At 53.2% G+C, this 665-nt stretch carries 1 protein-coding gene; it reads left to right on the forward strand.

Going from position 1 to position 665, the window contains the following annotated elements; genetic code table 11:
- A partial coding sequence (locus AACU94_RS24445; protein ID WP_205713081.1) for an ATP-binding protein occupies nt 1-665 on the forward strand: 665 nt, incomplete at both ends.

Consider the following 665-nt stretch of genomic DNA (forward strand, 5'->3'; position numbering starts at 1 on the left):
ATGCGATTGTGCGCCGCAGGATTGAGCAGCCCGATGCGCCAAAGGATAACCAAATTCGTGTGGTGGCTGACGTGGCGAAGTCCACTATCACTATTACCGATACCGGTGCGGGACTGACAGAAAGCGAAATTCACGGCTTCCTGGCTACAGTGGGCGTGGGTTATACCCGAATGTTGCGTCAGCAGGATGACAACACCGGTTTAATTGGTATGTTCGGCCTCGGTTTTTTGTCGGCCTTTGTACTGGCAAAAGAGGTCACGGTGTTGACCACATCCTGGCAAACGCCGGATCAGAGCTGGAAATACCACTCTACCGACGGGCAAAAATATACCGTTACGCCGCATCAGTCCTCGGAAACGGGAACGCAGGTGATTCTGACGCTCAAGGAAGAGTACAGCCATCTGGCGAGTAATAATTTGTTGAACCGCGTTCTTTCCCGCTACTGCATATTGCTGCACGAACCAGTCTATGTCGGCGATGCCAGCGAGCCGGTAAATAAACTTCAACCACCGTGGCGTGAAGTTGCTCCCGAAGGCGTAACCATACACCGCGCGCTGGTACAGCGTAAAAATCTCGCCTTTGCCGCCCAGTTTGAATCCTCCTTCGAACCGATTTGTACCATTCCGGTGGTGCCAGCGGGAATGAGCGACGCGGTTGGGATTTAT

It is taken from the genome of Escherichia sp. E4702 (assembly GCF_963883545.1).
In the GTDB taxonomy this organism is placed as follows: domain Bacteria; phylum Pseudomonadota; class Gammaproteobacteria; order Enterobacterales; family Enterobacteriaceae; genus Escherichia.